Source organism: Microcoleus sp. Pol11C3 (genome assembly GCF_036701485.1).
In the GTDB taxonomy this organism is placed as follows: Bacteria; Cyanobacteriota; Cyanobacteriia; order Cyanobacteriales; family Microcoleaceae; genus Microcoleus.
Genome location: NZ_JAUBQW010000027.1, coordinates 22451 through 46771, shown reverse-complemented (window position 1 = coordinate 46771; position 24321 = coordinate 22451). Strand labels below are relative to the sequence as shown.

17 protein-coding genes are annotated in these 24321 nt (G+C 45.7%); 11 read left to right on the top strand and 6 right to left on the bottom strand.

All coding sequences use genetic code 11. From position 1 onward, the window contains the following. Positions 1-3024: Ig-like domain-containing protein (locus tag QUA40_RS09335; protein ID WP_445301138.1), on the top strand; the 3024-nt coding region annotated here is incomplete at its 5' end. 256 nt (positions 3025-3280) lie between these two features. Here QUA40_RS09335 and QUA40_RS09330 read toward each other — a convergent pair. From QUA40_RS09330 to QUA40_RS09315, 4 genes are all read right to left on the bottom strand, one after another. Continuing rightward, the gene (locus QUA40_RS09330) at positions 3281-3985 is read right to left on the bottom strand and encodes a rhomboid family intramembrane serine protease (RefSeq protein ID WP_333124375.1); all 705 of its coding nucleotides are present in this window, start codon (positions 3983-3985) and stop codon (positions 3281-3283) included. A gap of 464 nt (positions 3986-4449) precedes the next feature. Beyond that, complete coding sequence (locus QUA40_RS09325) at positions 4450-5547, bottom strand: DJ-1/PfpI/YhbO family deglycase/protease (RefSeq protein ID WP_333124372.1); 1098 nt, start codon at positions 5545-5547, stop codon at positions 4450-4452. Positions 5548-5683: 136 nt separating this feature from the next. Further along, a complete protein-coding gene (locus QUA40_RS09320; protein WP_333124369.1) occupies positions 5684-6442 on the bottom strand; it encodes an SDR family oxidoreductase in 759 nt (252 codons plus the stop codon). A 258-nt stretch (positions 6443-6700) separates the two neighbouring features. Then, positions 6701-10948: a PAS domain S-box protein gene (locus tag QUA40_RS09315; RefSeq protein WP_333124367.1), complete on the bottom strand. Its 4248-nt coding sequence runs from the start codon at positions 10946-10948 to the stop codon at positions 6701-6703. A gap of 245 nt (positions 10949-11193) precedes the next feature. Between QUA40_RS09315 and QUA40_RS09310 the strand changes: the two genes are divergently transcribed. From QUA40_RS09310 to QUA40_RS09295, 4 genes are all read left to right on the top strand, one after another. Beyond that, entirely contained in the window at positions 11194-13368 is a 2175-nt protein-coding gene (locus tag QUA40_RS09310) for an EAL domain-containing protein (protein ID WP_333124364.1), read from the top strand. A gap of 178 nt (positions 13369-13546) precedes the next feature. Then, a complete protein-coding gene (locus QUA40_RS09305; RefSeq protein WP_333124360.1) occupies positions 13547-14491 on the top strand; it encodes an NAD(P)-dependent alcohol dehydrogenase in 945 nt (314 codons plus the stop codon). Positions 14492-14677: 186 nt separating this feature from the next. Next, positions 14678-15523, top strand: coding sequence for a twin-arginine translocase subunit TatC (tatC, locus tag QUA40_RS09300; RefSeq protein ID WP_333124356.1), 846 nt, complete (start codon positions 14678-14680; stop codon positions 15521-15523). A gap of 674 nt (positions 15524-16197) precedes the next feature. After that, complete coding sequence (locus QUA40_RS09295; protein WP_333124353.1) at positions 16198-17658, top strand: calcium-binding protein; 1461 nt, start codon at positions 16198-16200, stop codon at positions 17656-17658. A gap of 203 nt (positions 17659-17861) precedes the next feature. Here the strand turns inward: QUA40_RS09295 and QUA40_RS09290 are convergent, their stop codons facing one another. Beyond that, the gene (locus QUA40_RS09290; RefSeq protein ID WP_106149684.1) at positions 17862-18170 is read right to left on the bottom strand and encodes a carbon dioxide-concentrating mechanism protein CcmK; all 309 of its coding nucleotides are present in this window, start codon (positions 18168-18170) and stop codon (positions 17862-17864) included. 404 nt (positions 18171-18574) lie between these two features. After that, entirely contained in the window at positions 18575-18892 is a 318-nt protein-coding gene (locus tag QUA40_RS09285) for a DUF3067 family protein (protein WP_333124350.1), read from the bottom strand. Positions 18893-19106: 214 nt separating this feature from the next. Here QUA40_RS09285 and petC point away from each other — a divergent pair, with 214 nt between their 5' ends. The 6 genes from petC (at position 19107) to QUA40_RS09255 (ending at position 24165) form a co-directional block, all read left to right on the top strand. Continuing rightward, complete coding sequence (gene petC / locus QUA40_RS09280; protein ID WP_333124347.1) at positions 19107-19649, top strand: cytochrome b6-f complex iron-sulfur subunit; 543 nt, start codon at positions 19107-19109, stop codon at positions 19647-19649. Positions 19650-19814: 165 nt separating this feature from the next. Then, positions 19815-20804: a cytochrome f gene (gene petA, locus QUA40_RS09275; protein WP_333124344.1), complete on the top strand. Its 990-nt coding sequence runs from the start codon at positions 19815-19817 to the stop codon at positions 20802-20804. A gap of 105 nt (positions 20805-20909) precedes the next feature. After that, entirely contained in the window at positions 20910-21761 is an 852-nt protein-coding gene (locus QUA40_RS09270; protein WP_333124342.1) for an alpha/beta fold hydrolase, read from the top strand. Between the two features lie 111 nt (positions 21762-21872). Continuing rightward, a complete protein-coding gene (gene psbQ, locus QUA40_RS09265) occupies positions 21873-22316 on the top strand; it encodes a photosystem II protein PsbQ (RefSeq protein WP_333124339.1) in 444 nt (147 codons plus the stop codon). A 187-nt stretch (positions 22317-22503) separates the two neighbouring features. Beyond that, positions 22504-23631, top strand: a complete 1128-nt coding sequence (locus tag QUA40_RS09260) for an FAD-dependent oxidoreductase (RefSeq protein WP_333124334.1) — start codon at positions 22504-22506, stop codon at positions 23629-23631. Between the two features lie 51 nt (positions 23632-23682). Next, entirely contained in the window at positions 23683-24165 is a 483-nt protein-coding gene (locus QUA40_RS09255) for a hypothetical protein (RefSeq protein ID WP_333124331.1), read from the top strand. Positions 24166-24321 lie beyond the last annotated feature (156 nt).

Genomic DNA, 24321 nt, shown 5'->3' with positions numbered 1-24321 from the left:
GGGACTTCTCCGACAATGACGGGGACTTCTCCGACAATGACGGGGACTTCTCCGACAATGACGGGGACTTCTCCGACAATGACGGGGACTTCTCCGACGATGACGGGGACTTCTCCGACGATGACGGGGACGGGCCCAGACATTTCGATCACCCCGGTGCCACGGCCAACTCTGACAGTTCCCACGCCTCCCCCACAGCCACTTTTGGTCGATGGCTTAGTGGTCGCAAATGACGGCAGTAACTATTTAATCGGCAGCTTGTTCAATGACACGATTTCCGGGGGTGGCGGCGACGACACGCTTTTGAGTCGGGACGGAGACGATCTACTTAGGGGCGAAGACGGTAACGATTCTCTCAACGGTGGCGCTGGTAAAGATATCGTTGAGGGCGGGCGCGGCAATGACACGGCGCGGGGCGGCAAAGGCGATGACTTGGTTTCTGGTGACCAGGGCGATGACGTAGCTTTTGGCGACCAGGGCAACGATCTTGTCTTGGGTTCTGAAGGCAACGACACGCTGTATGGCGGTAAAGGGAATGACTGTCTGCGCGGTGGTGGCGAGGATGACCTGATTTTTGGCGACAAGGGCAATGACAGTGTTTTTGGCGACACGGGTAATGACTGCCTGATCGGCGGCGCTGGCAATGATATTTTGTTGGGCGCCGAGGGCGGGGATGTCATCACTGGCGGTGTTGGTAACGATACTGGTGACGGCGGCGAGGGTGATGACCTGATCTTCGGGGGCGACGGCAATGATTCTCTGTCTGGAGATGCTGGGGATGATATTCTTTCGGGCGATCGCGGATCTGATACTCTGACAGGAGGCGACGGATCGGATATCTTTGTTCTCGGTAGGGTGGGCACGTCGCCTGCTAGCAACGGGTTTCTCACTACTGGTGGTCGCGAAATCGGCGATGCTGATGTAATTAGAGATTTTAATGCGGGAGATTTGATCGGTCTGGCTGGAGGTTTGAACTTTACAGAGTTAGAAATATTCCAAGGTCAAGGCTCGAATTCTAGCAACACGATTATTAGGGACAGGCGAACTGGGGAATTTTTGGCGGTGTTGATTGATGTTCGATCGAACTCGCTAGATGAATCTAGGTTCACTACAGGTCAAATACCGCGCGTAGACGACAATCCTTTCACCATTGAGGGGACAACAACGAGTCCCACAACGGGAACCACAACGAGTCCCACAACGGGAACCACAACGGGAACCACAACGAGTCCCACAACCGGGACAACCACGAGTCCCACAACCGGGACAACCACGAGTCCCACAACCGGGACCACAACGAGTCCCACAACCGGGACCACAACGAGTCCCACAACCGGGACAACTCCTTCTAAGACAAACGGGACCACAACGAGTCCTACAACCGGGACCACAACGAGTCCCACAACCGGGACCACAACTCCCACACCAGCGACAACAACTCCCACACCAGCGACAACAACTCCAACACCAGCGACAACAACTCCCACACCAGCGACAACAACTCCCACACCAGCGACAACAACTCCCACACCAGCGACAACAACTCCAACACCAGCGACAACAACTCCCACACCAGCGACAACAACTCCCACACCAGCAGGGACAACCACGAGTCCCACAACCGGGACAACTACGAGTCCTACAACGGGGACATTGCCGACACAGCTTCCGAGTCCGAGTCCGAGTCCGACTCCGACTGCGGGCGGGACAACTCCAAGTCCCAGTCCTTCGATCGTCCCGACTCCAACGGCAGCGCCCCCGACTCCTCCGCCTTTAGGCGGCGGGCCGACTCCGCCGAGTTTTACATCTCCGACTCCTAACCAGCCGCCGATCGTGGAAGCGGGCAAGACGTTGACTGGTTTGCAGAATTTGCCTCTGTCTCTGAGCATTTCGGCGCCCAGCGACCCGGAGGGCCAGCCACTGGCGATCGCGGTAGTCGGACTTCCCAATCCTACTTTTGGTCAGGTAATTACGGGTACGAGCCCGATCGCCGTGAACCAAAAGTTAACCGTTCAGGATTTACTTGGGCTGAAATTTCAACCTGGAACAAACGTGATCGGGCAAGCCGGTTCTTTCAGCTACAGCGTAGCTGACGACCAAGGCGGCACGGCAGCAGCGTCAGTGGCGATTAACATCAATTCTTTCGATACCTCCGTAACTGTTCCAACTATTCTGTCGCCGATTGCTGTCAATGACGGCATCGTATTTACCAATACGAATAATTTGCTGCCCACTTTCATCGACGTATTGGCGAACGATTCCAGCCCGCAAAAAGGGACGCTCAGCATTATCAATGTCAGCACACCGCAACTCGGAATAGCTGTAAATCTTGTCTCTCAAGTGCAATTCATCCCCGGCAACGTAGCGGGTACAACTGCTTTCACCTACAGCGTCAGCGACGGATTCGGGACAATTCCGGGCGTAGGTACTGTCACCGTCCAAATCTTGCCTGCAGATAGCGGGCCTAACAATTTAGTTGGGGGTTCTTTGCCGGACAATTTGGACGGTTTGGCGGGCAGCGATACTATTGATGGTCAAGGTGGCAACGATACGATTAACGGCGGTTTGGATAACGACGTGCTCGTAGGGGGGCTCGGCGCAGATACCATGACGGGAGGCGGCGGCAGCAATCAATTCCGCTATACCAGCCCTGCACAAGGTGGGCCGGCTTTTGATGCGGCTTCTTCGGCGGCGCTCGATGCTGCGATCGCGGCGGGCGGATACGATGTGATTACTGATTTTAACGGTCTCGGTGTGCCCATCGCCGATCAGTTTAATTTTGCCCCAGGATTCCCCAATCTCAGCGGTAACACCCAAGTTCTGCTGAATGTGCAGACAACTGTTTCTGCAAATATTCTGGGAGGAACTGCTTTCTTGTTTGCTTACGATTCGGGCGGCAATACTTACATAATTTATGACGGCAATGGCAATAACGTCACCGGTGCTGATTCTCGCATTTTGGCGAAGTTAAATGGTGTAACTGGGGTTTCTTCTCTTTCGGGATTTGACTTCACCTTTATCTAAAAAGATAAGAGGTTTGAAACCGCAGATTAACGCAGATAAACGCCGATTTTGTTGGCCGTTTATCTGCGTTAATTTGCGTTCATCTGCGTTGAAAAATTAAATCCGATTATCTTCCGAAAACAATCCCAACAAAGGGCAAAGCATAGCACCGAACTGTGATAAAAATCTGAGGTTTGAAACCACAGATGAACGCAGATAAACGGATAACAAAATCGGCGTTTATCTGCGTTCATTTGCGTTCATTTGCAGTGAAAAATTAAATCTGATTATCTTCCGAAAAAAGCCCCAACAAAGGGCCGAGAATAGCGCCGAAAACAAAGCCGCCCGCGTGGGCCCAATAGGCAACTCCCCCGGATTCCATGCCGACACTTGCCGGGGCATTCAATGAAGCCAGGCCGCTCAATGCTTGCTGTGCAAACCAAAATCCTAGAAAGAAGAAAGCGGGGACTCTGACGGTGGTAAAAAAGATTCCCAGGGGAAGCAGTGTCAGAACTCTGGCTTGGGGATATCTGAGGATGTAAGCTCCCATCACGCCTGCGATCGCGCCGCTAGCACCTAGGGACGGAATGGCAGATGCTGAGGAAAAAAACCACTGAGTTAGTGATGCTAAAACGCCGCAAGTAAGGTAAAATATTATAAATTTGACGTGGCCTAAACGGTCTTCTACGTTGTTGCCAAAAATCCACAAAAATAACATATTTCCAGCAATGTGGAGAAAGCCTGCGTGCAGGAATTGGGAGCTAATTAGAGTAGTCCATTCTGGAAATGACGAAACTGGCAGAGATACCCGGCACATATTGCTTAACTGGCAAGGAACTACCGCCCAAGAGTAGAAAAATTGCGTTAATTGTCGATCGCCCAAACTGAGTTCGTACAAAAATACTAATATGTTTGCCGCAACCAGCCCGTAGGTGACGTAGGGAGTGATAGTAATGGGATTTTCATCGCGTAAGGGAACCACAGCCTTTTTTTCCTCATCAAAATATTGGCAACACAGTACCGCATTTATAGCCCAGGTGTCTCCTGTCTAAAGGAAGAGGGAAGAAGTCAATCGATTTTAGATTTTAGATTTTAGATTAAAGAATTGAATAATTAAAGAAATCGACTTTACGGATGTATCCGGCGGCTGGTTATCCGATACTATATTTTTTATTTCTGCACGGATGAATCCGGGGGCTTGTACCGCCCCCGGTTGCCGAAAGCTTCTTTCAAACCCGCCGTTTCCCGCTGAAACAAAAATAAAACCCATTTAATAAAACCCTCCACCTTGCAGTTAGTTGAATATCTGCTTTTTAGTGTTGGGTTTTATTTTAGCACACACGAGTATATTGTAGGATTGCAGAGCAAGTTTGTAGTTGGGTTCTTACTCTTAGTACGGGTTTTCACCTCTCTACAAAACTACAAACTTATTTCTCCCCTTGCTGATTACATTTTTACAGCGGGGCTAGTCGAAGGTTTAGGAGACTTAATTTCCTGGGAAACTGCACGGGCGCGGTAGAGTTTAGCAACAACTTGCTCACACTTAGACAAATCCGATTCTATCTCTGTCAAAATGGCAGTTGATACCGGATCTGTGAACTTCACCCGCAGGTTGTTGACATCGACAACACCGGTTTGCAACTCACCTAGAGTGCTCCGCAGCAAGAACGTTTCATCGGTTCCTTGCATCGAGGTTTTTAATTTAGCGTATTTGTCAGCAATTTGAGCAGGAATTGAGGGTTTTTCACCAAAATCGTTGAGGCGTTTTTCGAGAGCGATGATGTGGTGCTGTTTGTTTTGAATCATTTCTCTCAAGAGCGATCGCAAATCGCTGTCTTGGGTTTTTTCCGCATAATTTTGAAACGCTTCGCAAGCATAGCGTTCCCCTGCGAGGGCGGTATTCAAACCTTTAACAATGTCGCCTTGTGTCGAGCCTCCCCAACCATTAGCTAATTTCCACCATTCTGCATTTTTGTCAGTTTCTTCTGGCAAACCGACTTCTTTTCCGCCGTAACCGAGGCGAGCCATAATTGCCGTGGTAAATATTGCTAAATCTCCCGGTTGGCGGGAAGTAATCAAGTTGCCGTCAACTACTAAAGCTTCGTTGATGTAGTTAGCTCCGGCATTGATCATGTCTGTTTTAATTGCCAAGAAACCCGTCGCATTTTTGCCTTTCAGCAAGTCGGCTTCAATCAAAACTTGCGGGCCGTGGCAAACAGCAGCCACGAGTTTTCCTTGCTCAAATGCTTCTCGTACAAACCTTACTGTGTTGGGATTAGTCCGCATTGTATCGGGAGCCAGGCCGCCGGGAATTATCACTGCATCGAATTCTGCAGGCAATGCTTCAGTGGTAGTTCCATCAGCCTGCTGGGCAACTTTTCCTTGTTTGCCTGCATACTTTTCGTTAGTCCGCGAACCGAGGACAACTACATCAAATCCTGCTTGTTTTAATGCGTTGTAAGGAACTAAAAATTCCGAATCTTCTACTCCATTTTCGATGAGTATGGCAACTCGTTTGGTGTGGGTGCCGTTATCTGTTGTCATAATCAACTTTCCTCAGACTATCTTTTATTTAACCCTAAATGATTTATGATGTTTTTAGCGTCTTGCTAAAGTGATAAATTAGTGAGGGTTAAAAGGTGTCAGCATGAGCCTTGAGAGGTATTTTACAGTAATTGTCTCAATGCACATAAGAGGCTCCGTTAATATCGATCGTAGTCCCGGTAGCGTGCGTAGCCAAACCCGACGCTAAAAACGCGATAACATTGGCAACATCTTGAGGAGGAGCGATTTTGCCGATCGGGATATCACGAATAATATCAGCTTCACCGAACTCCTGAATAAACTGATTAGACATTTCTGTACTGACAAAGCCCGGTGCAACTGTAAATGCCAAAATATTATCCGCCGCAAACCCTCTAGCAATACTACGAGTTAAAGCAACAATAGCACCTTTTGACGCAGCGTAGTGCAGATAATTCGGGTCATCGCCGCGAAAAGCAGCGCGACTTGCTATATTAATAATTGTACCGGCTCTGCGAGTTTGAAAATGCAGAATAGATTCCCGGCACAAATCGGCAACGGCAACTAAATTTACTTGTAGAGTTTGCTGCCAAGCTAAAGACCAAATATCGAATTTGTCCTCGATACCCGCTGACTGCATAATCCCGGCATTATTAACTAAAATATCAATATGACCGCGCCATTTTAAAGCATCTCGCCACAAAGTCGAGGCCGCGTTTTCCACCATCAAATCGGCTGCCAATAAATAACAGCGATCGCGCGCAACACTTGCTGCGATCGCTTCCGCTTCTTTCTGACTGCGAAAGTAATGCAAAATCACCTCGGCCCCAGCATTAACCAGAGTCCGCACCGTCACTGCACCAATCCCTTTCGAGCCACCAGTTACTAAAATTACCTTTCCGGTTAAATCAATCATTTCTGTCTCTCTTTTCTCTTTCTCTGTGGCCTCTGCGCCCTCTGCGGTTAATAAAAAAAATAAATTCCCTTCACGCCAAAAATATAATTGCTATATGATACAGCACATTCCATCTAATTTATATGCCATTGCCTCATGCTCATAGATATCTGCAACACACATCTCCAAAAACTTCCAAATCCTTTCCCATGTTGATTTCTATTGGAAATATAGCCACTGGTTACAGCAGTATAGCTTCTTTGTCCTTAAACTCGATAACTACAGTGGATTCGGCACCAAAGGTCGAATCAGCTCCATAATTCGATCCGAATAAAAATTATTGATATAATCGGTTAGTGCTTTGGATAAACTTGCTTTGGATTCGGGAATTTGTACAATTAATTCATTCATAATTTCGGTATCGAGATAGTAAGCGGCTTGATACATTTGTTCTAACCACTGAGGGGGCATCATGGATAGATCTTCTACAGACACCGTTTCAAGTAATGGTTTTTGTGGAGTTTGTTCTACGACTTCGTAGATATATTGCACTGGCAAATATTTAGCGATTTTGTCAAAGATGTCTCTCTGCTGAAATGGCTTGCTTATAAAGTCGTTAAAGCCAGCCATAAGAACTTTTTCTCGCTCTTCTTCAAAAATACTGGCAGTTAAAGCAATAATCACAGTTTCTTGGCTCTGAGGGCGTTCTCTAATATATTTAGTAGCTGTGTAGCCATCCACGATCGGCATTCGTAGATCCATCAGAATCAGGTGCGGCCGCCAACTCTCCCAGAGTGAGAGTGCCTCCACTCCCTGTTTTGCTTCTCTCACCTCAAAACCAACCCAGGTAAGGATCTCGACTAACAAGCGACGATTTTCTTCTAAATCTTCAACAATAAGAATGCGGTAAGTCGGTTGTCCGGGAGCTAAAGCAATTATTTTTTGATTAATTGATTCTGGTGGTAAGGATTCTGCTTGAGGTAACTGTACTGGAATCTCAAAGGAAAAAGTGCTACCTCGGTGCAAAGTGCTTTTAACCGCAATTTGACCGCCCATGAGTTTGACGAGTTTTTGACTGATGGCTAAACCCAGCCCACTGCCTTGACTCAAATTATTCCCAGCTTGGGCTTGCACAAATACCTTAAATAGGCTATCAATTTCTGTGGGCGCAATTCCCACGCCTGTATCCTCAACTTCAAAACATAGGTGACAAGATGTTGTGTCTTTTTGTGTTGCTCTTACCCGTAGAGTGACGCTTCCTTGGTTGGTAAACTTAATCGCATTACCGAGCAGATTGACCAAGACTTGATAAAGTTTTTTCTTGTCGCTATGCACAAATTTAGGAATGTCGGGAGCTAGCTCGAAAATTAATTGCAATTCTTTAGATTGGACTTTAACTTGGAACATTTCTTCAAGAGAAGCTAGCAAATTTGTCAAATCAAAGTTAGAAAGATTGAGTGTCATCCGTCCACTCTCTATTTTGGATAAATCTAAAATATCGTTAATCAAGTCCAATAAATGTCTACCGCTACGATTGACAATTTGTAAACGTTCTTGAATAGAAGGAGTCAGATTGCTCTCATAGCTCATCAATTGCGTGAATCCCAAAATAGAGTTCAGGGGGGTGCGGAGTTCGTGGCTCATATTGGCGAGGAAGACAGTCTTGGCTTGGTTTGCTTCATTTGCCTGGTGAAATTCCAACTCAGCTTGTTTACGATCGCTAATGTCAATTAAATATCCCAAGATTTCTACTGGTGTACCTGAACGATCTCGAATTAGCCTAAGCTGACCCAGAATCCAGCGATAAACCCCATCGGAGCGACGAAAACGGTATTCGTGTAAATAAAAATCATTAACGAATACATTTGCTAAGCCATTAAGCACTGGTTCTACATCATCTGTATGTAAGTGATTCACCCAAAATTTAGAATCTTCTAAAAACTCGTGGCTTTCGTAGCCCAATATATCTTTGATATTTTCGCTGATGAACGTTGCGCCATAATCGCCAGCAGGTTTACTGCTAAAAATGACCACGGGGCTGTAGTTTAGAAGAAAGTTGAGGCGATTTGTGGTAGCTTGCAAGGCTTGCTCAGCCAGTTTTAGCTCTGTTGAGTCTTCCTGAACGGCAACATATACAGTTCCGTATTCAGGATGCTCAAACCTGGATGTATGAACTCTGCACCAAAAGAGAGTTCCATCTTTCTTTCTATTGTGGACTTCATATTTCGCTTCCCAGGTCTGTTCAATTTGAGTGACGATATCTAGAACGGTTACACCTGGTGTAAAATTTGTATCGACATAATTCAAGACACCAAGGGGTTGACCTGCTAGTTCGTCCTCTGTGTAGCCAAACATAGCGTCAAAGGTAGGATTGGTGTAGACGATTATGAGGTCTGAGGCTTTAATTAAACACACTCCTCCTGCCATGTTATTCATGATAACGCTTTGAATCTCTAGCGTTTTTTGAGCTTCTTTTCGAGCGGTAATGTCTTGGATCTGAGCAATAAAATGCAGTGGATTTTCTTGTCCATCTTGTACTAGCGAGCCATCAAGAAGAATCCAAATTATATGTCCTTGTTTATGGAAATACCGTTTTTCCAGTTGGTAAGTTGAAATTGTTCCTACTAATAGTTGATTTGCATAACTAAGATCCGCATCTAAATCGTCAGGATGGGTAATGTCTTGGAAAGTTAACGCTAACAACTCTTCTGAGGAGTAGCCAAGAATCTGACATAAGGCAGGATTGACTTTAATCCAATGCCCATCAAGTGAAACGATCGCCATCCCGATAGAGGCATCTTCAAACGCATGGCGAAACTGCTCTTCACTGTTTCGTAAAGCTATCTCAATTTGCTGGCGATTTATTTCAGCTCGTTTGCGATCGGTGATGTCGCGTTTAATTACAGAACACCCAGTAATTCTGCCTGTTGTGTCCTTCAAAGGTGATATGGTACAAGATATGTGAATAAGCTGTCCATCTTTTCGGACACGCACGGTTTCATAGTTTTCAATCTTTTCTCCTTGTCGAATCTTTTCTAGGATTTGCTGTTCTTCGTAGGTAATATTGGAGGGAATTAGAATGAGGATCGATTGTCCTATGATTTCTTCAGCCTTGTAGCCAAAGATTTTTTCTGCTGCATTGTTCCAGGTTAAAATGATGCCGTCTAATGACTTGCTAATAACTGCCTCACCAGAGTATTCCACAATCGCTGCCATGTGAGCCAGTGATGCTTCTACTTGCTTGCGATCGCTAATATCGCGCATAATAACAGTAAATACCGTTTCGTCTCCCATTTCCAGCCTAGAAATAGAGGCTTCAGCCGAAAACAGCGTTCCATCTTGACGACGGCCTAAAATCTCGCCTCGTTCTCCCATCCTTCGCGCTCTGGTAGAAGACTGTGCAAATTGTTTGATATGCTGCGGATGTGCATCTCTAAACTGTTCTGGCAGCAGTAAATTCAGTGGCTTCCCTAAAATATCCTCAATTTTATAGCCAAAAATCTTTTCTGCCCCTTGATTAAACAGGGTAATGCGTTGAGTGCGATCGATAGATATAATTGCATCATTGGCGATTTCTAGAATTCCTGCAAAACGAGCCTGCGATTTTTGTAAAGCATCTGTTCGTTCAGCTACAAGAATTTCTAAAGTTTCGTTAAGTTTTTTAATTTCTGCTTCGGCTTGTTGGCGCTTGTAATCTATCTGGTTTAAAAAGCGAGCCGTCCCCAAGATGAGAATTGAGAACGTGACAACCATAACAGTTGAACGCAATGTATAGCCAAAATTAGCGTTATACCAGCCTAACTTTTGCCCCTGAAGAGTGAACCAGTTCAGTGTCACTGGAAAGATTGTCCCCCAAGGCAGCAACCACCGAACCATTACTCCGCCTACCAGGGGACTGGTTACTACTTGCATTAATCCTTCGTTGGGGCGGAGCAATAAAATTCCTCCATAGAGGATGAAAAAGGTGACAATCGTGTTTACGGGTTGAGTCGTCGTAATTGTGACCAAACGTTCAAGAATATCGACATTGAATAGGTATCCAAATAAACCTAGTAGAGAAATTAAAGCTGCAACACTACTAAAAATCTGAGCCAACCAAGTATCCCGTTGGGAATTTTGCCCTAACAGTAACAGTGCTAGTCCCATCAGCACAAAATTTAGGGCGGTATTTACTCCCATTCTTCCCGGATCACGAGTCGCTGAAGGCACGAAATCTCGGAAAAGCCACTCATCAATACCCAGCTTCCAACCAAAAATATACTCGCTGAGCGTCAGCAGACCCATGATGATTATCAATCCTGCCATCCCTTGAGCGATGCGATCGTGCAGTCGGGTTCTTTGGTACTGCAACAATCTCAAAGAAACTCCAGCCAGCAAAAAGCAAATTGCCGTGTTTGCTTTCATGGTCGAAGTCATACCGGGAAAACCGCTTTTGAGTAGGGAGATGTCAAATTGCCAACCAAGCAGCACGAGACATCCGATCGCAATGACGACTAGACTTGCCATTTGAGAAATGCGCTTGTTCATAAATCGGCTGCTTCGGTTGAAACAATCTTCTTCTGATGTTAGGCGAAGCGAAGAAGAGTAACCACGGGGGGAGTGCCCCTATCCGAACAATTCATATTTTGTATGGTTGCGCCCCCTTGCCAGCCCCATATCTCCGGGATCGCAGAATTTCTTTGTGAATAAAGTGACTTTTTTAACTGAATATTTAAACTATACTATTTGTGCATATGTTTATATTCCTCTAGCAGGAAACTAGGGAAATGAGTATGATTGTCGATAGAACTAGCGATAAGATTAACGATCGAGCTACAAACTACCGAGGCAATGTTTTAATTGTTGACGATCTGCCTGATAACCTGCGTCTTCTCAGGGATACTTTGCGCGCAGAGGGTTATAAAGTTCGCAGTGCCACGACAGGTGTAATGGCGATCAGAGCCGCCCAATCTCCATCGACGGAGTTAATTTTACTAGATATTAAGTTGCCAGATATCGATGGCTATGAAGTTTGCCGACAATTAAAATCTGACGAGCGCACCGCAGAGATTCCAATAATTTTTTTGAGTGCGCTAAATGAAACTTTTAATAAGGTGCAAGGGCTAGCTGCTGGAGGGGTAGATTATATTGCTAAGCCATTTCAAATCGAAGAAGTATTAGCTCGTGTCGAAACCCACCTAACTATCCGACGGCTGCAACAAAGTCTCCAAGAGCAGAATTTACGTCTCTTGATAGAAATTGAAGAACGGCAACGTCTCGAAGAGTCTCTCTTTGCCGAAAAGGAATTGGCTCAAGTGACACTGGAATCAATTGGCGATGCGGTGATTACTACTGATGCCCAAGGTAATGTGAGATATTTCAATCCTATAGCTGAGCGACTGACAGGCTGGGAGGCTCATGAGGTTCAAGGAGTTCCCTTGTCTACAGTCTTCCTAATTGTTGATTCAGTAACGCGAGAGCCAGTAGAGAATCCTATAGACAAGGCTCTCTTAGAGCAGCGAATTGTGACCTTAGCTAACAATACTATTCTGGTTGCCCATGATGGAACGGAGTATCCCATTGCTGACTCGGCAGCACCGATTCGAGACCGCGAAGGTCAAATAATCGGGGCAGTCATCGTCTTTCATGATGTTACTGAATCGCGCTATCTCACCCGTCAACTCTCTTGGGAAGCGAATCACGATGCCCTAACGGGGTTAATCAACCGTCGAAGATTTGAGCAGCACCTAGTTGAGGCGATCGCCTCTGTTAAAGATAGCGATCAGCAGCACGCTCTCTGTTATTTAGATTTAGATCAGTTCAAAGTCGTTAACGATACGGTAGGTCATATTGCTGGCGATGATCTACTACGCCAAATCACCGCACTTATTCAACAGGGAGTCGGTGCTAATGATATGCTGGCTCGCTTGGGAGGTGATGAATTTGGTATTTTGCTCTCTCAATGTTCGCTCTCTCAAGCAGCTAAGATTGCGGAAAATCTCAAAAACTTAGTGCATCAGTTTCGGTTTATTTGGAATAGCAAAACCTTTATCATCGGAGTCAGCATTGGAGTTGTTGCGATTGACCAAACAAGCCAAGATTTGAGGGAGCTTCTGGGGGCGGCTGATGCAGCTTGTTATGCCGCCAAAGCCAGAGGTCGCAACTGTGTTCATATTTATAGTCTAGATGATAGCGAACTAATTAAACAACGTGGTGAGAGGCAGTTGATTTCCCAAATCAGCCGAGCGCTGGAAACCAATCGTTTTTGTCTCTACTACCAAAAGATTGTCTCTATTACCTCTAAACCATTAGTAGAGCATTATGAGATTTTGATTAGAATGATGGACGAAAATGGAAAAATAGTATCTCCAGCTCAGTTTATTCCCGCCGCCGAGCGTTACGGCTTGATAACTGAGATCGATTGTTGGGTAATCGAAACTTTTTTCTCTAATTATCACAAATTGCCGGAGAAAGATGTTCTTAGTCAAGGCTTGTATACAATCAATCTTTCTGGGGCTAGCATTAGTAACAATCAGTTTCTGAGGTTTTTAATCGAACAATTTTATCGCTACAAAGTCCCCCCACAAACCATTGGTTTTGAAATCACGGAAACCGCAGCGATCGCAAACTTTGAGCAAGCCAGATATTTCATGAGCGAACTCAAAAAGATTGGGTGTTGCTTTGCTTTAGATGATTTTGGCAGTGGGTTGAGTTCCTTTGCTTATCTGATGAATTTACCAGTTGATTATCTAAAAATTGATGGTGCTTTTGTCAAGAATATTAGTCATAATTTGATTTCTCAAGCGCTGGTTGAAGGCTTTAATCGTATTGCCCATGCGATGAATCTTGAAACTATAGCTGAGTTTGTCGAAGACGAGACTATCTTAGAAAAATTGCGGGAGATTGGAGTAGATTATGCTCAGGGTTATGGAATCGCTCGCCCCGTCCCTATTAATTTTAATCGCTAGTCGATCGCACTGGGCCAGCGAACCCATTGCCTCACGCCTGCGTCCTGTCTGGAGGCCTCCAAGAGTCGATCGCCCGCTGCTACAAGGCTGGCTCAATTTACTGTGTCACATTTAGATCGAATGTGCTGTAATTGTAAAGGATTGAGTGTTCTATTGGAAATAAACCGGAAAATTTGCCATGAAAGCAGTTGCGTTCGATCGCTACGGTTCAGCCGAGGAATTGCAGTACCGAGAATTGTCCAAGCCGATCGCCAAATCCAACGAATTGTTAGTACGAGTTCGTGCTAGCAGCGTCAATCCCGTAGACTGGAAAATCCGGCAAGGACACCTGCAACTATTAACAGGATTTAACTTTCCTCGAATAGTCGGTTCTGACATCTCGGGAGTTGTCGTGGAAGTCGGCCGGGAAGTCACCAAATTTCAACCCGGAGATGAAGTTTATACTTTCTTAAACCCCATGAGTGAGGGTGCTTGCGCCGAATACGCAGTCGTCCCAGAATCGGATGCCGCCTTTAAACCGAAAAACATCACTCATGCAGAAGCAGCAGCAGTACCGATCGCAGGTTTAACTGCTTTGCAAGCACTCCGAGATTTGGGTCAAATTCAAGCAGGAAATAAAGTATTGATTAACGGCGCTTCCGGCGGAGTCGGCACTTTTGCTGTGCAAATTGCCAAAGCCATGAATGCGGAAGTAACGGGAGTTTGCAGCGCCAAAAATAGAGAATTTGTCAAGGGTTTGGGAGCAGATTTTGTCCTAGATTATGCGGAATTTGACTTTACTCAACAGCCCGAAAAATATGATATAATCTTGGATGCTGTCGGGACAAGAACATTTGCTGAATGCGAAAAAGTGCTGCAACCGGAGGGAGTTTATATCTCGACTTTGCCAAGTTTTGACAACCTGGCACCGATGTTGACGAGCTGGTTTATTCCTGGTAAAAAAGCTAAATTCATTCTAGCCAATCCCAATCCGGGTGACTTGGGGATTTTGCGGGAGTTAATAGAATCGGATAAAGTTGAGCCGATTGTCGATCGCACTTACAGCTTACAAGAAGTAGCAGCAGCCCACACTTACAGCGAAACGGGCCGCGCGATCGGCAAAATTGCGATCGTGATTGAATAATGAAGGCACTACACGGATTTTGATACCCCTACACGGATTAATTATCGATCGTTCCTTCTGCTGCTGAAGTCAGAATCAAGAATGAAGAAGGAAGTCGGAGCAATTATGAAATAACTATTCTCATTTACCCCTTTCCAATTACCAATTACCAATTTCCAATTACCCCTTACCAATTACCCATACCCTATGACTGCTCCCTCAAACTTGGAGACATCCGAACAAGGTTCCGACAACAACCTCGAAGCAATTAGCCCGGAAAACAGCATTGCACCAATCGCAGGCGGTGCGATGGGTTCTCGCAACTTAGAAAACGAATTTCTCGACGAACTTCCCGACGAAGTTGAAATGTCTTTATTCGACCATTTAGAAGAATTGCGTCTGCGACTTTTCTACTCGCTAATTGCCGTAGCAATCGCCGTAATTGGTTGCTTTTTCACAGTTAAACCCATCGTGCAACTCCTAGAAGTACCGGCCGGGCCCGTCAAGTTTTTGCAACTAGCTCCCGGCGAGTATTTCTTTGTTTCTATCGAAGTAGCCGGATACAGCGGTTTGCTCATCGCCAGTCCGTTTATTTTTTACCAGATAGCGCTGTTTGTTCTCCCCGGCTTGACTCGGAAAGAACGCAGGTTGCTCGGGCCTGTGTTTTTTGGTTCGAGTTTCCTATTTTTGGGCGGGTTAGTCTTTGCTTACATCGCTTTGATTCCGGCGGCGCTTAACTTCTTTGTTACCTATGGAGCGGATGTTGTAGAGCAGTTGTGGTCGATCGACAAATACTTTAAATTTGTGTTGCTGTTAATGTTCAGCACGGGCTTAGCTTTTCAAATCCCGATCGTCCAAGTATTGCTCGGAGTTTTGGGCATAGTTTCTTCCAACCAAATGCTCTCGGGCTGGCGGTATGTAGTCTTGGGAGCCGCAGTTTTGGGAGCGGTGTTAACGCCTTCTACTGACCCTTTAACGCAAAGTCTTTTAGGAGGTGCGGTGCTGAGCTTGTATTTTGGCGGGGTTGGTTTGGTGAAGCTTTTAGGGCGATGAGAATTAAGAATAGCAGACAATGTAAAAGTTACCGAACATCTGAATTTTAAAATTGTCTGCTATTTTTAGCCGAGATTGGGATTGTTGTCAACTTATCTTAAAAACATTGCTTCAGCTATTTTGAGGGCGAATTCCCTATTTACTTAAGTAAGCTTATAAACATTGTGTAAAGCTAAGCTTCTCAGCTATTTGAGTAAGTTGATGGTTTTATATTATAATCTTTGCTGATTTAGTGTCTGTTTGATAAGTATTTAATATAAAATATAAAATTCACATTAGCAAAGTTTAGTGTTAGGTGTCTGGGGTCAAGGTTTTGAGCCTTAATTCACACTATTCTTTAGGCGATCGGGCTGGGAATCATAAGTTATTTTAATGATTGAGTTTTTAAGGTTTTCATGAAGATTTGACACGAGCCGATCCTTAGTATTCGATTTAGACATAACATACATACCAACACAGTGAAATTACTGAACAAGAACGTAAAACTTTAGCAAGAGGGTCAACCGGGCTCACTGAAGTCTAGCTATATCTTTTGAGTTTCCTGGCTGCCTAAGATAGGAGACTTGTTGGTTTTTTGGGTGGATTTTTTAGTAAGTTCATTTGAAAAATCCACACTGTAGATTTTTACCTTTTTGACGGTTTCAGTTTCTTAATCTCAATAGGAAATTAAATATATGGCAATAATACCTGGCACTTCGGGCCCTGACTACTTATACGGCTCTGATTTCGATGACAGTATCTCTGGCCTGGCTGGTAATGACACTCTTTTGGGCGTGAGCAGCGATCTCTATGACGAATATGGCAATGACTCGCTTGATGGCGGGACTGGCAATGACTCTTTGTGGGGTGGTGGCGGTAATAACTTCCTAAATGGCGGCGATGGCATCGACACAGTATCTTACAGAGATGCAAGCGGTTCTATCAATCTTCAGTTAGGCGAAGTCGGCGACGGTTCTGGGTTAGGCAGGGCTAGTTGGATGTTTGTGGGGTTAGTTGAAGGGCCACCTACTCTTCCATTATTACCCTTTGTAGACTCGCTTTCGGGCATTGAAGTCGTTATCGGTTCTGACTTCGGCTCCAACACCTTAGTTGGCGGGAGCGACAATGAAACGCTCTTGGGCGGACGCCGTAATGACTTTTTGTCTGGTCGTGCTGGCAATGACTTGCTCAATGGTGGAGATGGCATCGACACAGTATCTTACACGAGTGCGACAACTGGTATCAATCTAGATTTGGGGTTAGGTCTTACTACCGATGGATTGGGCGGTGTAGACTCGCTTTCGGGCCTTGAAGTCGTTATCGGTTCTAGATTTAACGACACCTTAGTTGGCGGGAGCGACAATGAAACGCTCTTGGGCGGGCGCGGTAATGACTCTTTGTGGGGTGGTGCTGGCAATGACTCCCTCAATGGTGGCGATGGCATTGACACAGTATCTTACACGAGTGCGAGAACTGGTATCAATCTAGATTTGGGGTTAGGTCTTACTACCGATGGGTTGGGCGGTGTAGACTCGCTCTCGGGGATTGAAGTTGTTATCGGTTCTAGATTTAACGACACCTTAGTTGGCGGGAGCGGCAATGAAACGCTATGGGGCGGGCGCGGTAATGACTCTTTGTCGGGTCTTGCTGGCAATGACTTGCTCAATGGCGGCGAGGGCATCGACACAGTATCTTACAGTTTGGGAAGAACTGGCGTCTATCTCCAGTTGGGGGCTGTCGGTGACGGGTCTGGGTTAGGTCGGGCTTCCGACGGGCAGGGCGGCATAGACTCGCTCTCCGGCATCGAAGTAGCAATAGGTTCTAGGTATAACGATACTCTGCTTGGTGGAGACGGCAGCGAAACGTTGATTGGCGGGGCCGGCGACGACTTGTTGTTTGGCTTCAGCGGCAATGACTATCTGGTTGGTGGCAGGGGGGCTGACAAGTTTAGGCTTTGGAGGAGTTCGGGAATAGATACTATTGCTGACTTCAAGCAAGGTGAAGATAAACTTTTGGTACGTTCTCGCGCCCCGTTTGCAGATATAGTTTCTCAGTTGAATGGTTCAGATACCGAGATTCGTCAAAATGGGGTAATCATAGGAATTCTCAAGGGAGTTCAAATCACAATAACTGCCAGTGATTTGATTACTGGGTGATTGTATTATCTGCGTTTATCTGCGTTTATCTGCGGTTAAGAGTTCCAAGTTATTCTGGCTGTTGTTTCGGCCAAATATATCGCAGATAAACACAGCACAAAAATATATCGAGTCGCAGCCAAAAAATATAGAGACGCGATCGCCCGCGCCTCTATAATTACTAAAAGTTAAAATTCAACACCAAAGTTTTGTCAAAACTTTGACTACATTCGGAACTGCTCAACTTCGGGAGTGTAGCCGATCGGCAAAATGTAATCGAGATTCTCGTGGGGACGAGCAATTATGTGATACGATAGCAACTTTCCGCCATCGACCTTTTTAACTGATTCAATTCCAGCAGCAACGGCTGCTTGGACTTCAGAGATATCTCCTCGAACTATAATTGTCCAGTAAGCACGGGTTATCTTTTCATAGCGAACTAAAGTAACTCGGGCTGCTTTCACCATTGAGTCTGCAACTTCTACGGCAGCGGGAAATCCTAAGACTTCAACCATTCCAACTGCAACACCCATTACAACATTCTCCTAAATTTCACAAGATATCTTACACTCATTGTATGTGAAATTGTTGACAGAAATTGGTTCCAATGATTTTGGTAAGAATGAAGGACGATCGCCCAAAATTAAAAGAGCCCCACAAGCTGTTGCGGCATTTAAATCCAACAGTCGGGCGTCCAGGAAAGCGCGCCACACAAGACTTTGAATCAAAATAACTGTGGAAATGAGATGCGCGACAGGTTGATTCCTTACCGCCGGCAAGTCGGCTGACAAGCTCGCCGATCGATTTTCGGGACTTTGGGCTCAACAAATCCAGCGGCCAAACACAAAACTTTACAAGCCGGAAGATTGGCGATATGTCGCTTCTGACTAATGACTGAGGACTAATGACTAAGGACTGAGGACTCATGACTAAGGACTCAAAACTCGTCTAGCAACCACTCCGAGGCTCTTTCACCCAAATCTAGAGGGACGCTGACAGCTTTGCCCAAGCGCGGGCGATCGCGAGTATTTACAATGTATTCTCTCACCTGTGCCGTGCTGCCCCAGCCGTTGAGGTAATTGGCCACCGCATCCAAATGCTCGAAATAATCAGCCTCCGTCATCGGAAAAGATGCTTGTTCTAGATATTTCCACATAACTTGCACAAAAATCTTGCCCCGCGTCCGCCGCAATCTGATATCGTAAGACTTTCCCCATTTTTCTAGGAGTAGCTGGTGTAAATCCTTGCCCGTCATGGTTGCTCCTGAGTTAATCCATTAAACAATAAAAGACAAAGTTCAAAAAATGTAATAATACTCTAATAAAGGCTGGAAGGCGCATTCTTAAAAGGAATTTTCGCGGCCTAAAATTTGTGCGAGCAGATTAACGGCAATTATCCTCCTTCCTCTGCACGTACAGGTTCGCTAACAGCTAACAAACAAACGTAACTTAAAACCGTAAAGGCAGGTCATGGCTCAATCTTCTGCTGGAAATCCCGATGTCCCCGATATGGGGCGTCGCCAATTTATGAATTTGCTGACGTTCGGTACAGTCACAGGTGTTGCACTGGGCGCACTCTATCCTGTTGTCCAATATTTTGTTCCTCCGTCGAGTGGGGCAGTTGGTGGCGGAGTGACAGCTAAAGATGCTTTGGGTAACGACATCATCGTTAGCGAATATTTGGCTTCGCACCCTGCGGGCGATCGCACCTTAGCCCAAGGTCTCAAAGGCGACCCCACCTATCTTGTGGTGAAAGAAGACTTATCTATCGCCGACTACGGCATCAATGCAGTCTGCACTCACTTGGGTTGCGTCGTGCCTTGGAATGTTAGCGAAAACAAGTTTATCTGTCCTTGCCACGGTTCTCAATACAACAATGAGGGCAAAGTGGTGCGCGGCCCCGCGCCTTTGTCTCTGGCCCTGGCCCACGCCACTGTCGCAGATGACAAGATCGCTTTTACAACTTGGAAAGAAACTGATTTCCGCACCGGCGAAGCACCTTGGTGGTCTTAAACTATTTTGGATTTTAGATTTGAGATTTTAGATTGGGGGTGAATGGTGAAAACCACAGATAAGTGCATCCCTAAAGCAGTCTAATAATCCAAAATCCAAAATCCAAAATCCAAAATCCAAAATCCAAAATCCAAAATTGTCTGACCTTTGAGATTGAATACTCTAATGCCACAAACTAATTTATCTGCGATATTTCGCCGCAGTGCCAGGACGATCGCGAAAACAGCCTTAATTGCGATCGCCGCTGCAGGATTTTTCCTTACTAGCGACATCGCACTTCCCCAAGCAGCATTTGCTTACCCTTTCTGGGCCCAGCAAACAGCACCCGCTACTCCCCGCGAAGCAACAGGCCGAATTGTTTGCGCTAACTGTCACCTCGGTGCAAAAGTGACTGAAGTTGAAGTGCCGCAATCAGTTTTGCCTGACACAGTGTTTGAAGCTATTGTCAAGATTCCCTACGATACTAGCGTGCAACAAGTTGTCGGCGACGGTAGCAAAGGTGGCTTGAATGTCGGCGCAGTTGTGATGTTGCCCGAAGGTTTCAAGATTGCTCCCGCTGACAGAATTCCTGAAGAAATGAAGGAAAAAGTCGGCGATCTTTACTTCCAACCTTACAGCGAAACCCAAGAAAATATTGTTTTAGTGGGCCCAGTACCGGGAGAACAGTACAAAGAATTGGTATTCCCAGTTTTGTCGCCGAATCCGGAAACTGACAAGTCAGTTCACTACGGCAAATACCAAATTTATGTTGGTGGCAACCGTGGCCGCGGTCAGGTTTATCCTACTGGCGAAAAGAGCAATAATACTGTTTACAATGCTTCGGTAGCTGGCAGCATTTCTAAGATTGCTCAACCTGAAGATGGCGGTTATCAAGTAACAATTCAACCTGCAGAAGGTGCAGCCGTTGTTGATACGATTCCAGCAGGCCCCGAACTCATTGTTACCGAAGGACAAACAGTTGCAGCAGGCGAACTTTTGACGAACAATCCTAATGTGGGCGGCTTCGGTCAAAAAGACGTGGAGATTGTGCTGCAAAGTGCAGGTCGAGTTAAAGGATTGATGGCTTTCGTGGCTATAACCATGCTGGCTCAAATTATGCTGGTTCTCAAGAAGAAACAGGTCGAAAAAGTTCAAGCTGCTGAAATGAATTTCTAAACGCGGCTGTAATTAGTTGGGTAAGGTGCTGTGTGCACACCCAACTATTAGGTAAGTAGGGCGGGTATTCCCCGCCTTATTCTTTGATAAATAACCAGTAAAATAATGTCAATTGATGAGAAAATAGTTGAAGTAGGCCCGCTGCAATGGTTTTATCGGGAAACAAATCCGGTTAACGAAACTGCTAAACCGCCCGTACTGCTGCTGCACGGTTTGCCGTCCCAGAGTTTTACCTGGACTGTAATGATGCCGGATTTGGCTGCACAGGGATTTAGATCGATCGCCCCAGATTGGGTGGGTTACGGGCGATCGACAAAACCAGACAAACGCGACTTTTCCTATACTCCCGATGCTTTTGTTGACGCCCTCACAGGCTTTATTCAAGCTATAGAACTCGACCGATTTTACCTCGTTGTCCAAGGATTTTTAGCTTCAGCCGGTATTCAATACGCTTTGCGAAATCCCGATAAAATTGAGCGTTTAGCTGTTATCAATACACCAGTTTCAGGAAATATAAAATTGCCTTGGAAAATGCAGCAGTTGGGGCTGCCTTTTATTGGCGACATGATGACGCAAGACCCGCTTTTGGTTGACAGAACTCTCGAAGGCGGCAGCCGCCAGACGATATCAGACAAAGATTTAGATGTTTACCGCCGCCCGTTTTTGAAGAGTTCGGATGCAGGTCGATCGCTGATGAATACAGTCCGCAATATTCAATTGCCGCAGTCAATGGCCGAAATTGAATCCGGCTTGAAAGCCTGGACTCGACCAACTTTATTTGTTTGGGGTTTGACAGACCCTTGGCTGAGTGTTGAACCAGTTCAAAAGCTAGTCGGTTCCCTGAAAAATGCAGAGTTAGTCACACTGGAACAAGCGGGGCATTATCCTCAAGAACATTGGTCAGAAAAAGTTGGCGATGCTCTGATAACTTTTCTGCGCCGCCAGGAGGTAAAATAATATTTTGTACATAACTCTCGGTGCTAGGTCAGTGAACCAGCTCCTCGCCGAGCTGCATTCCCAGGCAGAGCCTGAGAACGAGAAATCTAAAATCTAAAATCTAAAATCGATATGACTCGTCCCCGTTCAATTTTTGCCTTGATGATGGCGTTTTTGATGGCATTTCTGGTTAGTTGCAGTAGTGTCGAAGCAAAAGTTCCAACGACTTACACAGCAGCCCAGATCCAGCAAATTCAGCGCTCTGTTCCTACCCTGACAGAGTTGCGATCGCGCATGGACAACCTGGGAACCCTAATTCAAAAACGCAATTGGGTTGATACCAAGACTTACATTCACGGGCCTCTCGGCGAATTACGCAGCGCCATGAGAACCGTGTCTGGCAGTTTGTTGCCGAAAGCTCAAGAACAAGCTGTTGATTTGACTAAGAGTTTGTTTGCCGATTTGGTTGAAATTGATATTGCTGCTAAAAACCTTGACTATGCAAAAGTCACGGCCAGCTATCAAAAAGCTGTCAATGATTTCGACACCTTCTTGCAGCTAATTCCTAAAGCTTAATTAGCCTTAACTCACATCTTGTATCATTGTCAAGAACAGGCAAGATGCCTGTTCCACAAAGAAAGAATCAGTTTTCTTGTGGGGCGGGCATCTTGCCCGTCCGAAAAAGGTTTATATCGACAAAACCTAGGAAGCAGTTAATCTAAAATCTAAAATCTAAAATTTAAAATCTAAAATCTAAAATTGAATGATTCGCGTTGCAATTATTGGTTGCGGTATTATTGGCGCATCGATCGCCTTTGAACTAAGTCAATTTCCCGAACTGAAAGTTACTGTGTTCGACAAACAGCCGCCGGGCCAAGGTTCTACTGGCGCGGCACTCGGTGTTTTGATGGGAGTGATCAGCCACAAAACTAAGGGCAGAAATTGGCAGTTGAGGGAAACCAGCCTTCAGCGCTACGAAACTTTGATTCCAGAATTGGAAGCAGTTACGGGGCGAAAAATTCCTTTTAACAAACAAGGAATTTTAATGCTGTGTTCGGAGGGAGAGGATTTAATTAAGTGGGAAAATTTGATAGCAACTCGCCGTTCTCAAGGTTGGCAATTGGAACTTTGGGATCTGGAACGAGTGCGCGATCGCTGCCCTCATCTCTCTTTAAACGATCGCATTATTGCTGCGATTTATTCGCCTCAAGATCGGCAAGTCGATCCGACGGCGCTAACTTTGGCTTTGGTTGATGCTGCTGAACGAAATGGCGTGATTTTTGAGTTTGGGGTGGAAGTTGAAGGAATTACTCAGTTGAATTCTCAGGTGTCTGGGATTCAACTCCCATCTTCCATTGCTGTCAATAAGTCTTGTGGAACAGGCATCTTGCCTGTTATTGAAAATTTCGATCGACTAATTGTGTCTGCTGGTTTGGGTTCTGCTGCTGTGACTGCATCGTTAAATCAATTGGTTGACATTCGCCCGGTGTTGGGACAAGCCCTGCATTTGCGATCGGCCAATCCTGTAGGAAACCCAGATTTTAGACCGGTAATTACTTGCGATGACGTTCACATTGTGCCCTTAGGAAATCAGGAATTTTGGGTGGGGGCGACAGTGGAGTTTTCCGAAAATGGCGGGGAAATTCAGGCGAATGCTGATATGTTGGCGCAAGTGATGGCGAGGGCGATCGCACTTTGTCCGGCTTTAGCATCCGCTGAAATCATCAGGAAATGGTCAGGATTGCGCCCGCGGCCGGAAGGGCGGCCGGCCCCAATTATCGAGACGCTTCCCGGTAACGATCGCGTTCTCATCGCCAGTGGCCACTATCGCAACGGTGTTCTGCTGGCCCCTGCAACCGCGCGATCGATTCGAGAAATGATTTTGCAATAATTAACAAATGTTAATACAATCAAGATAGCCATTCATATCTTACATCTAAATATGTCCGACAAACCTTTAGGTAAACCCCGCTCTTTGTGGCGAGTAATTTTGCTATCAGCAGTCAGCTTGCTGCTATATTACGGATGGTACAAATGGATTATTCAAGAAGAATTGCGTCGCTATAACGGCAGCGGTTGGTCGGGAACTCTTTGCTTGCTTCCTTTTGTTTTAGGAGTAGCCGTCCCCCAAGCTTTGCGGATATTCGATCCTGACGTTCCCGGATGGTTTGGTTGGTTTTCCTTGCTGGGTATTGCTTGGATTTACATCGTGCAGTTCAAACTTTACAACACAGTTAATGAATTGTACCGCCAAGAAGGAATCAAAGAACCGCTAACAGTTTGGTGGATTTTTGTACCAGGTTTAAATTTAGTTGTCGGGTTGCGGCAAATTCACTTTTTGAGCCAGTTTTGGGCGAGAAAACAGGGAATTGAAGTTAAGGATAACTTAGCCGAAAGTATTCCTTTTCTCTCAGCTAACGCTTAAGGGGAAACTTTTTACACCGATATCATAAGTTTGTAGGGGGCGTCAGTAATCATAGCTCGATTTTCAAATAATTTAGCTGACAGACGCACCCTACAGCTTTATACTAAGACCAAAAAGTGGTTTGACGCGCGAATTATGGCGGTAAGGTTCGCAGTG

Bases quoted from the DNA above. Each gene is read 5' to 3' on its own strand.
- QUA40_RS09270 (WP_333124342.1), top strand. From the start codon at position 20,910: ATGTCAATTGATGAGAAAATAGTTGAAGTAGGCCCGCTGCAATGGTTT.
- QUA40_RS09315 (WP_333124367.1), bottom strand. From the start codon at position 10,948: ATGAACAAGCGCATTTCTCAAATGGCAAGTCTAGTCGTCATTGCGATC.
- psbQ (WP_333124339.1), top strand. From the start codon at position 21,873: ATGACTCGTCCCCGTTCAATTTTTGCCTTGATGATGGCGTTTTTGATG.
- QUA40_RS09285 (WP_333124350.1), bottom strand. From the start codon at position 18,892: ATGACGGGCAAGGATTTACACCAGCTACTCCTAGAAAAATGGGGAAAG.
- QUA40_RS09295 (WP_333124353.1), top strand. From the start codon at position 16,198: ATGGCAATAATACCTGGCACTTCGGGCCCTGACTACTTATACGGCTCT.
- petC (WP_333124347.1), top strand. From the start codon at position 19,107: ATGGCTCAATCTTCTGCTGGAAATCCCGATGTCCCCGATATGGGGCGT.
- tatC (WP_333124356.1), top strand. From the start codon at position 14,678: ATGACTGCTCCCTCAAACTTGGAGACATCCGAACAAGGTTCCGACAAC.
- petA (WP_333124344.1), top strand. From the start codon at position 19,815: ATGCCACAAACTAATTTATCTGCGATATTTCGCCGCAGTGCCAGGACG.
- QUA40_RS09320 (WP_333124369.1), bottom strand. From the start codon at position 6,442: ATGATTGATTTAACCGGAAAGGTAATTTTAGTAACTGGTGGCTCGAAA.
- QUA40_RS09325 (WP_333124372.1), bottom strand. From the start codon at position 5,547: ATGACAACAGATAACGGCACCCACACCAAACGAGTTGCCATACTCATC.
- QUA40_RS09255 (WP_333124331.1), top strand. From the start codon at position 23,683: ATGTCCGACAAACCTTTAGGTAAACCCCGCTCTTTGTGGCGAGTAATT.
- QUA40_RS09310 (WP_333124364.1), top strand. From the start codon at position 11,194: ATGATTGTCGATAGAACTAGCGATAAGATTAACGATCGAGCTACAAAC.
- QUA40_RS09290 (WP_106149684.1), bottom strand. From the start codon at position 18,170: ATGGGTGTTGCAGTTGGAATGGTTGAAGTCTTAGGATTTCCCGCTGCC.
- QUA40_RS09305 (WP_333124360.1), top strand. From the start codon at position 13,547: ATGAAAGCAGTTGCGTTCGATCGCTACGGTTCAGCCGAGGAATTGCAG.
- QUA40_RS09260 (WP_333124334.1), top strand. From the start codon at position 22,504: ATGATTCGCGTTGCAATTATTGGTTGCGGTATTATTGGCGCATCGATC.